The sequence below is a fragment of the Streptomyces mayonensis genome, from assembly GCF_018982965.1.
Lineage (GTDB): Bacteria > Actinomycetota > Actinomycetes > Streptomycetales > Streptomycetaceae > Streptomyces > Streptomyces mayonensis.
In genome coordinates this window covers 1-8772 of record NZ_JACBYP010000191.1, presented here as the reverse complement: position 1 = coordinate 8772, position 8772 = coordinate 1, and the positions used below count along the sequence as shown (strand labels likewise).

6 protein-coding genes are annotated in these 8772 nt (G+C 74.6%); 2 read left to right on the top strand and 4 right to left on the bottom strand.

Translation table 11 applies throughout. The features are described from left to right. The 4 genes from HZS56_RS36360 to HZS56_RS36345 all read right to left on the bottom strand — a co-directional run. Positions 1-1918, bottom strand: a 1918-nt coding sequence (locus HZS56_RS36360) for an acyl-CoA dehydrogenase family protein (RefSeq protein WP_253915475.1), incomplete at its 3' end; no start/stop codon positions are given. A gap of 1 nt (position 1919) precedes the next feature. Continuing rightward, positions 1920-3698, bottom strand: a complete 1779-nt coding sequence (locus HZS56_RS36355) for a fatty acyl-AMP ligase (protein WP_216725081.1) — start codon at positions 3696-3698, stop codon at positions 1920-1922. Between the two features lie 139 nt (positions 3699-3837). After that, a complete protein-coding gene (locus HZS56_RS36350; protein WP_216725080.1) occupies positions 3838-4227 on the bottom strand; it encodes a DUF6059 family protein in 390 nt (129 codons plus the stop codon). A gap of 13 nt (positions 4228-4240) precedes the next feature. Then, positions 4241-6196, bottom strand: coding sequence for an HAD-IIIC family phosphatase (locus HZS56_RS36345; RefSeq protein WP_216725079.1), 1956 nt, complete (start codon positions 6194-6196; stop codon positions 4241-4243). Between the two features lie 258 nt (positions 6197-6454). On the opposite strand from HZS56_RS36345, the gene HZS56_RS36340 reads away from it, so the two are divergent. Continuing rightward, complete coding sequence (locus HZS56_RS36340) at positions 6455-7714, top strand: citrate/2-methylcitrate synthase (protein ID WP_216725078.1); 1260 nt, start codon at positions 6455-6457, stop codon at positions 7712-7714. Between the two features lie 51 nt (positions 7715-7765). Then, complete coding sequence (locus HZS56_RS36335) at positions 7766-8710, top strand: ferredoxin family protein (RefSeq protein WP_216725077.1); 945 nt, start codon at positions 7766-7768, stop codon at positions 8708-8710. Positions 8711-8772: the final 62 nt, after the last annotated feature.

Sequence of the window (8772 nt, the reverse complement as noted above, 5' to 3'; positions counted from 1 at the left end):
GGGGCTCCGCCGCCCCGTGGGCGGCGGAGCCCCCGCGTCCGTTTCCGGCGGCGGAGGCACCCGCGGAGGCGGCCCTCGGCCGCACTGCCCCGCCCGCGGCGGCGGCCGGTGCCGAAGCGGTGGTCCCGTCGGCCGACCGGGCGGCGTAGGGGGCGGTGGACGGGGGGTCCGCGACCGCCGCCGTGGCCAGGCGGAGGGGCAGGAGGGAGAAGAGGTCGCCCGACGTCCGGGTGCGTCTCAGGTGCTCCAGGAGCGGCGGGTAGGCGTCGGGCTTGCCGGCGTCCGGCTCGCCCAGGCGGGCCAGCAGCCGGTCCAGGACGGGCCACAGCCACAGTCCGTCGGCCCACAGCGCCCCGGTGCCGCCCTCGCCGGCCGCCCGGTGGTTGTGCGTCCACAGACCGAGGCAGGCGGCCCCGGCCAGGCAGAGGCTGTAGTGCCGGGCCGCGTCGAACGCGGCGGGCGGTACGTCGGAGACCACCGACCGGTACGCGTCCATCTCCTCGTGCACCCGGTCGGTCACGGCCAGCAGACGCTCCGCCGAGGCCAGCGCGTTCTTCAGCTCCGGCCGTCCCTCGGCCTCGGTGCGCAGCGCGGCCACCGAGTCCGGCAGGCTCGCCATGATGCCGCTGCCGTGCCGGGCGACCAGCGACAGCCGCGCCGCGTCCAGCGGGGGCAGCGGCACGGACAGGTCGAAGGCGCGGACCGCGCCGGCCGTGTCACCGCCGCCGCGCCGCCAGCCGCGTACCAGCGAACGGAACTGGTTGACCAGGGAGTTGAGGTTGACCAGGGTGTTGCCGTCGAAGAGGCCGACGATGCGGTGGTCCCGGTCGACCTTCTGGAACATCCCCCGGGCGTGCACGTCCTTGAGGAAGGCGCGGGCGCCGAGCAGCCGGGTCAGTTCGGCGATGACGGTCTCGGTCCCGGTGGGCACCAGGTACTTGGTGACGGCGGCGGCCACGCTCAGTTCGCCGGTGAGGGTGTGCACGGACCGGGCGGCGACGGTGGCGAGTGCCTCCCCGGCCAGTACGTCCGCCGCGGCCGAGGCGAGGACGTGCCGCGCCTGCGGCAGCTCCACCAGGCGCCGCCCGTACAGCTCGCGGCGCTCCACGAAGTCCAGGGCGATCCGCAGCGCGTGGTCGGCCGCGCCCAGGGACAGGGAGGCGCACATGGTGCGGGTGAGCTGGAGGGCCTTGAGCACGGTCTCGACACCGCCGCCGACCGGGCCCACCGCGGCCCCGGCCGGCACCGGGGCCGCCGCGAAGGCGATGCCGCTGATGTCGGCGCCCCGGATGCCGTGCGTGGGGATCTTGTCCAGGCAGTGGTAGTCGTCGCCCTCGCGCAACCGCCGCTTGTCGACCAGCAGCACCGTGAAGCCACGGGGTCCGCCGTCCGGGTCGGTGCGGGTGAGCACGGAGAGCAGACTGCCCCGGGTGGCGTTGTTGATCAGCCACTTCTCGCCGGTCAGGTGCCAGCCGCCGTGACCGTCGGGCTCGCCGAGGACGTCTCCGGCGAGCAGGTCGCTGCCGTGGGCGCGCTCGGTGAGGGCCAGCGAGACCGGCAGCCCGGCCCGGATGTCGTCGGCGAGGGCGCGGGCCTGGCCGGCGCTTCCGGACACCCAGACGCACACCGCGCCGAGGTAGGTCTTGCCGTGCCCGATGGCGACAGTCAGGTCGCGGCGGGCCACGACCCGCATGACCTGCATGACGGTCTCGTAGTCGGTGAGCCGGCCGCCGTGCTCGGCGGGGACGTAGAAGTCCTGGATCCGCCAGTCCTCCAGCGTCCGGCAGATGTCGGCCGGGAACTCCTCCTTCTCGTCCAGTTCCAGGCTGCGGGCGTGGGAGAACACGGTGCCGGGGCCGTCGGGGTCGCCGAGGAGCTGTTCCAGCTCCTGCGCGACGCGGTAGGGGGGATGGTCCATGTCAGCCCACCGCGACCAGGGCCGGCTCGCCGGCCGCGTCGAGGAGCGCCCGCACCTCCGGAGCCAGCACGGAGTGCAGCGCGGCGACGGAGCCTTCGAGGAACAGCTTGCGCATCAGGGTCCGCTGGATCTTGCCGCTGGTGGTCCTGCGGATCGTGCCGGGGCGGACCAGCAGCACGTTGCCGGCCGGGACGGCGAACTCCAGGCCGACGTGGCGCTGGACGGCGGTGGTGATCGTCCTCAGGTCCGCGTTCGCGGCGTTCGCCCGGACCTCGTGGACGACCACCAGGTGCTCCTGGCCGCCGGCCTCGACGGCGAAGACCGCCCCGGTGCCGATCGCGGGGTCCAGGGCGCGCACGGCGCTCTCCACGTCGTACGGGTAGATGTTGCGGCCGTTGATCAGGACCATCTCCTTGAGCCGGCCCGTCACGAAGAGCTCGTCGCCGTCCAGGACGCCCAGGTCTCCGGTACGCAGCCAGCAGCCCAGCTCCTCCTGGTCCTTCATGCGGGCGCCGAAGACCTCCGCGTTCGTCTCGGGCCGCTCCCAGTAGCCTGCGGCCACGCTGGCGCCACGCACCCAGATCTCCCCGACCCGGCCCCGGGGACGCTCCCGCAGGGTCTCCGGGTCGACGACGCGCACCTCGAAGTCCTCGGCCCGCGCCACCCCGCTGCTGACCAGGGACCGACGGGCGGCGCCCAGGTAGGGGCCCTCCACGACGCCGCGTTCAAGACCGGCCGCGTCCACGTCGCGCAGCAGCGCCCCGCGCCCTCCGGCGGGGCCGGTCACCAGCAGGGTGGTCTCGGCCATGCCGTAGCAGGGGAACATGGTCTGCGCCCGGAAGCCGTGGGGGCCGAAGCGTTCGGTGAAGGCCTTCAGCGTCTCGGCGCGCACGGGTTCGGCGCCGTTGCAGGCGATGCGCCACGCCGACAGGTCCAGCCCCTCCAACTGAGCGTCGGTGACGCGGCGGACGCACAGGTCGTAGCCGAAGTTGGGGCCGCCGGTGCCGTTCACGCCGTACTCGCTGATCATCTCCAGCCAGCGGGCGGGCTTGCGCAGGAAGGAGACCGGGGACATGAGCACGCTGACGGTGCCCAGCCACAGCGGCTGGAGCACGTGCCCGATCAGCCCCATGTCGTGGTAGAAGGGCAGCCAGCCGCCGATCACGGTGTCGGACGTGCTGCCGGTGGCGCGGGCGATGGCCGCCTCGTTGGCGAGCAGGTTGCCGTGCGAGACCATGACGCCCTTGGGCGCGCTGGTGGAGCCGGAGGTGTACTGCAGGAACGCCAGGTGCTCCGGGCCGAGCCGGGGGTCGTGCCAGGCTCGCGCGTCTCCCACCGGGCCCGCGTCGGTGGCCAGGCAGAGCACGTCGGAGAAGCCCTCGGCGGCGAGCCACGCCTCCACCTCCGGGGCGTGCTCGGCGAGCGTGAGCACCGCGCCGACGCGGGCGTCGCGGACGATCCCGGAGACCCGGCGGAAGTGCTGGCCCTGCTCGGAGGGGAGCGGGGCGGGCACCGCGACGGCGCCCGCGTACAGGCAGGCCACGAAGGCCTTGATGAAGTCCAGGCCGGACGGGTAGAGCAGCAGGACCTGGCGTCCCGCCATGCCCCGGTCCTGGAGCCAGGAGGCCACGTCCTTGGCGGCGCGGTCCAGGCCCAGGTACGGCAGCCGCTCGGGCTCCGTCCCGCGTCCTCCCTCTCCGAGGAACACGAACGCGTCCGCGTCTCCCCGTTCGTCCGACCGCGTCAGCACGAGCTCCGCGAATGAACCGAATTCCGCCACCGTCTTTCCCCTCGCTAGAAGCGACTCGTATCGCGTTGAAACCGGTCGGTTCGCGTCGAGACCGGTCGGTCCGGATGACCTCGGTGCCCGCCGCGCGCCGCGTGCGGGCCGACGGCCGGCGTCGGCCGCGGGCCGGGCGTCATGCGCCGTGCCGATCGTCGGGTCCGCCCCTAAAGCTGTCCTTGTGGCCCCGGAGTCGCCCCAGTTGGGCCCACAGCGCCTCCTCCCGCCCGGTGAGCGGCACGCCGCCGACGAGCCGCTCCGGATGGGCGGGGGGCGGCTCGTCGAGCGGGAGCACGGGGCCGCCCGGCGGCGGGGCGTCGGTGCCGAGCCTGTCGTGCCACCACTGCTGTGCGGTGCCGACGGCATGCGGCGGCATCACTCCGAAGATGCCGGCGAGCGCACCGAACCCGTCCACCAGAAGCCGCCCGGCCGACCGTGCGAACCGCCGCGCCACCCGGCCCACGGCCCCTCCCCCGCCGCCCGTGCGCTCGCGCTCTCCGCCCGTGGACTCCTCGTGTCCCCGCATTCCGGCCGCCGCCTCAGAGCGCCGGCCGCGGGCCGAGGTCGGCCGTCAGGCGTACGTGCGCGGGCGGCTCGGGCAGGTGCTCGTCCGCCAGGTCGTGCCGGAACGACACCGTGCCGTCCGCGTCCTCGCCCGTCTGCGCGAAACCCACGGACGGGTACAGGCCGCGCACCTTGTGGTTCTTGGCGGTGGGCCGGTAGCGGGCGTGCACGGCCGTCGCGCCGCGGTCGCGGGCCTCGCGCAGTACGGCGGCCAGACAGGCCTGTTCGATGCCGCGGGCGAAGACCCGGCAGCTCAGCACCATGTTGTCGATGTGCCAGCCGCCGTCCGCCTCGGCGGTGGCGTCGACGAGGACGAGTCCGACCAGTCCGTTGTCGCCGAACCGGTCGCGGGAGCGGATCGCCAGCACCGGCCGGCCGGGCTCGTCCCGCCGGGCCCGTACCGCGGCCTGCTGGAGCCGCTCGGTGGTCAGGTTGAACTGGTTGGTCCGCAGGGTGATCTGGGACGCGCGGGCCGTCTCGTGCTCGGCGACCGGCGACAGGGTGACCTCGACGCCCAGTTCCGCGAGGTACTCCTCCATGGAGCCCGCGCTCTGCAGCAGGTCCTCGCGGGCCGCCTCGGTGCGGTACTGCTCGACGCGCAAGCGGTCCTCGGCGGTCAGCTCCACGACGTCGAACCAGCCGTCGGCGAGCAGCCGTTCGACGTGCAGGGCGGGCTCCTCGTCGAGGCGCACCACGGCCACGTCCGGCAGGCTGCGGGCCACCAGGCCGCACTCGAACGGCGAGTCGTCGGCGAAGACGAAACTGTCCACGCCCAGGTTGAGCCGCCGGGCGATCTCCCGCAGATTGCCGTCCTTGGGCTGCCAGTTGGCCGCGACGCGCACGAAGTCCGTGTCGCGCAGCACCATGTCGGGGTGGTCGCGCAGCACTCCCAGCACGGGCTCGTGGTCGTTCTTGCTGCACACCGCCAGCAGCACGCCCTGGGAGCCGAGCTGGCCGACCGCCTTCTGGAACCGGCCGAAGGCCTCGCCCCGGTAGGTGGTGGCGGCGGCGATGCCCTCCGGTCCGTCGTCGCCGAGGATGCCGTCCCACAGGGTGTTGTCCAGGTCGACCACCAGCACCTTCTTGGTACGTCCGCGCAGGGCCCGGACCAGGTGACCGACCTCGCGGGCGTAGCAGGCCAGCAGTTCCTCGCCGAGCTGCACCTTGGCGTAGGCGGCCAGCCGCGGCTCGTTGACCGGGCCGCAGGAGGCGGCGAGCGGGTCGAGGTCCACGACGTGGACCCGGTCGTGGCCGGCGGCCAGCCGCAGCAGTCCGGCGTTGAACTCCCGCCACAGCACGCCGAGCCGGGCCCGCGAGCGGGCGTCGACGAGCCGGCGCACATGGGTGCGCAGCAGCGGCAGGGTGTTGAGCACCAGGGTGCCGGAGCCGTGCGCGACGAAGCGTTCGGCGAGCGATCCGATCAGGGCCAGCTTCGCGGAGGCGGTCCGCTCCACGTCCTCCACCCGCCAGGGGTGCGGCAGTTCGTCGAAGATCACGTCGGCGTCCAGGACGCACAGCGCGACATCGGCGCCGGCGGCGTACAGGTCGCTGCCGGTGTCCCGCAGATCGCGCAGCCATGCGTCGTATTCGCCCTGGTGCAGCTTCAGCAGCGTGCCGTGCCGGGCGAGTTCGGCGGTCAGCGGGGCGGTCAGGCCGTTCAGGGTGGAGTGACCGGTGACCGCGACGGTGAGCGTGTCGGTGCCGGGGTGTTCGCGCAGTACGTCCTGGGGGTCGAGCCGCGAGAGCAACTGCCCGGCCCGTACCAGGTCCGGCGCGGGCGGCCCGGCGGGTTCTCCCGTCGCGGCGAGTTCGGCCAGCAGGCCCGGGATCTCGGGATAGGCCCTGGCGAGGCCCCCTTCGGAGTGCAGGGCGCGCAGCCGGTCCAGCGGTCCGGTCCGCTCACCCACGGCGGTACTCGCAACCGTGGCCATGATGTCTCCCCTCACTGAATCGCACATCGCCGACGTCCGGGCGCTCCGGGCAGTCCCCTCACCGCTGCCGGCGGACGGGCCGAGCGTGCGCGGTGGGTCTTAAGCCGCTCTTGAGCGGGCGGGCCTCCCTTGACGACGGGCAGGCCACTGTTGCCGGCGGGCGGGCCACGATTGACTGATTGACCGATCGACTCACTGGTTGATCCAGTCCACACACATCCCTGGATGGCTCCACCACAGGATCGATACGCTGACCCCATGCACCACCAGGAGCCCGGACAGCAGGCCGACGACGAGCGGCGCCTGACCACCAGGGAGGCGGCCGAGCTGCTCGGGGTGAAACCCGAGACCGTGTACGCCTACGTCAGCCGCGGCCGGCTCGGCAGCCGGCGCACCCCCGGCGGCAGGGGCAGCACCTTCGACGCCGGGGAGGTGCGGGCCCTCGCCCGGAGCAACCGGCGTGACAGCGCCGCCGCCGCGGCCTCCGGACAGGAACTGGCCGTCCGCACCGGCCTCACCCTCATCGAGAGCGACCGGTACTACTACCGGGGCGTCGACGCGGTGGAACTTGCCGCCCGCCACAGGTACGAAGAGGTGGCCGAGTGGCTGTGGACCGGGCAGCTGCGGCCCGGCGTCGCCTTCACGGCCCCCGAGTCCTCCGTGGCCGCGGCCCGCCGGGCCGTGAACGCGCTGCCCGAACACGCGGGCCCGGCCGACCGGCTGCGCGTCGCGGCGATCGCCGCCGCGGTCGCCGACCCCCTCCGCTTCGACCTGTCCGCGGACGCGGTCCTGGGCACCGCGCGCGTCCTCATCCCCACCCTGGTCGCCGCGCTGCCGCCCGTACGGGACGACGGCCACGACCAGGACCCGATCGCTCACCGCCTGTGGACCCGGCTCAGCGGACGCCCCGCCGACGAGCCCACGCTCCACGCCCTCGACACCGCGCTCTCCCTCCTCGTCGACCACGACCTCGCGGCCTCCACGCTCGCCGTGCGCGTCGCCGCGTCGGCCCGGGCGCACGCGTACGCGGCCGTGTCCGCCGGCCTCGGCGTGATCGAGGGACCGCTGCACGGCGCCGCCGGCGGGCTCGCGCACCGGATGCTGCTGGAGGTGCTCGACGTGGGCAGCGCGGCGCCGGTCGTCGCGGAGGAGCTGCGGTCGGGCCGCCGCATCCCGGGCCTCGGCCACCGGCTCTATCCGGGCGAGGACCCACGCGCGGGTGCCCTGTTCGCCCTCCTGGAGGACATCCCCCGGGCGGCGCCCGCGCTCGCGGCGGCCCGGGACATCCAGGCCACGGCCGCCCGCCACACCCCGCTGCACGCCAACGTCGACCTGGCGCTCGCCGTGCTCACCGTTTCCTCGGGCATGCCGTCCACCGCACCCGAGACGGTCTTCGCCGTGGCCCGCACCGCGGGCTGGATCGCGCACGCGCTGGAGGAGTACGGGGAGCGCCCCCTGCGGATGCGGCCCAGTGGGCTCTACTCGGGGCCGAGGCCGCCGCACCCCCTGCCGGAGTAGCGCTCGCGCGCGGGAACTCACCACCCGGCACGTCAGGTTAGGCTCACCTGTGTGAGTACGTGCTCAACCGTCTCCTGGGACCTCGACGAGCCCGTTTCGGGCACCGCGCCGGTGGCGAGGACCTGGTTGCTCCTGGAACAGCCCGGCCCGTGGGGCGCCAAGGCGCTCACCGCGAGCCACCTGGAACCCGCGCTCGGGCGTGCCCTGGAGTCGGCGGCGAAGGGGACGGGCGTACGCGTCGCGCTCATCCGCCGGCCGGGGCGCCACGCGGACCGCGGCACGCCCACCGAGCGCCAGGTGTACGCGGCCCACACCGTGCCGGGAAACGTGTGGGTGCGCGGCGCCGGCCTCACCGACCCCCGCCGGCTGCTCGGCCTGGACTTCGCGGCGCTCGGCCGGGGCGAGCACCGTACCTTCGACGCGGCCCTCGGCGGCGGCCCCCACCCGGGTGATCCGCTCGCCCTCGTCTGCACCAACGGCAAGCGCGACCGGTGCTGCGCCCTGCTGGGACGGCCGCTGGCGACCGAACTCGCCGCCTCCGGGACCGGCGGCGTCTGGGAGGTCACCCACCTGGGCGGCCACCGCTTCTCACCGACGGTGCTGGTCCTCCCCCACGGGTACGTCTACGGCCGGGTCGACGCCCCCGCCATGAAGGAGATCCTCACCCGTGCGCAGGAGGGGCGGGTGGTCGTCGAGCGCTGCCGCGGGAACTCCGCGTGGGAGCGCCCCGGCCAGGCGGCCGAGCTGGCCGTGCGCTCGGTCCTCGGCGAGGACACGGCGCAGGCGCTGCGCGTCGTACGGACGGACGGTGCCGCCCCGCGCTGGGAGGTGACCCTGGCCCACTCCGACGGACGGCGCTGGCGGGTCGGCGTGGCCCACGGCACGCCGGGCCCGCCGCGGCCGGAGAGCTGCGGGGCGTCGGTGCTGGGCTCGCCGGCCCGGATGGAGGTCCTGGCGGTGCGCGAGCTGCCGACGGCGGCGACTGCGGCGGTCTGACGCCCGGCCCACCCCGCCCGGGCGCGCTCGGGAACCACCGTGCTCTCGACACGCACCCCCTC

Excerpts from the sequence above, each read along its gene's own strand:
- HZS56_RS36350 (WP_216725080.1), bottom strand. The coding sequence starts at position 4,227 with ATGCGGGGACACGAGGAGTCCACGGGCGGAGAGCGCGAGCGCACGGGC.
- HZS56_RS36340 (WP_216725078.1), top strand. The coding sequence starts at position 6,455 with ATGCACCACCAGGAGCCCGGACAGCAGGCCGACGACGAGCGGCGCCTG.
- HZS56_RS36345 (WP_216725079.1), bottom strand. The coding sequence starts at position 6,196 with ATGGCCACGGTTGCGAGTACCGCCGTGGGTGAGCGGACCGGACCGCTG.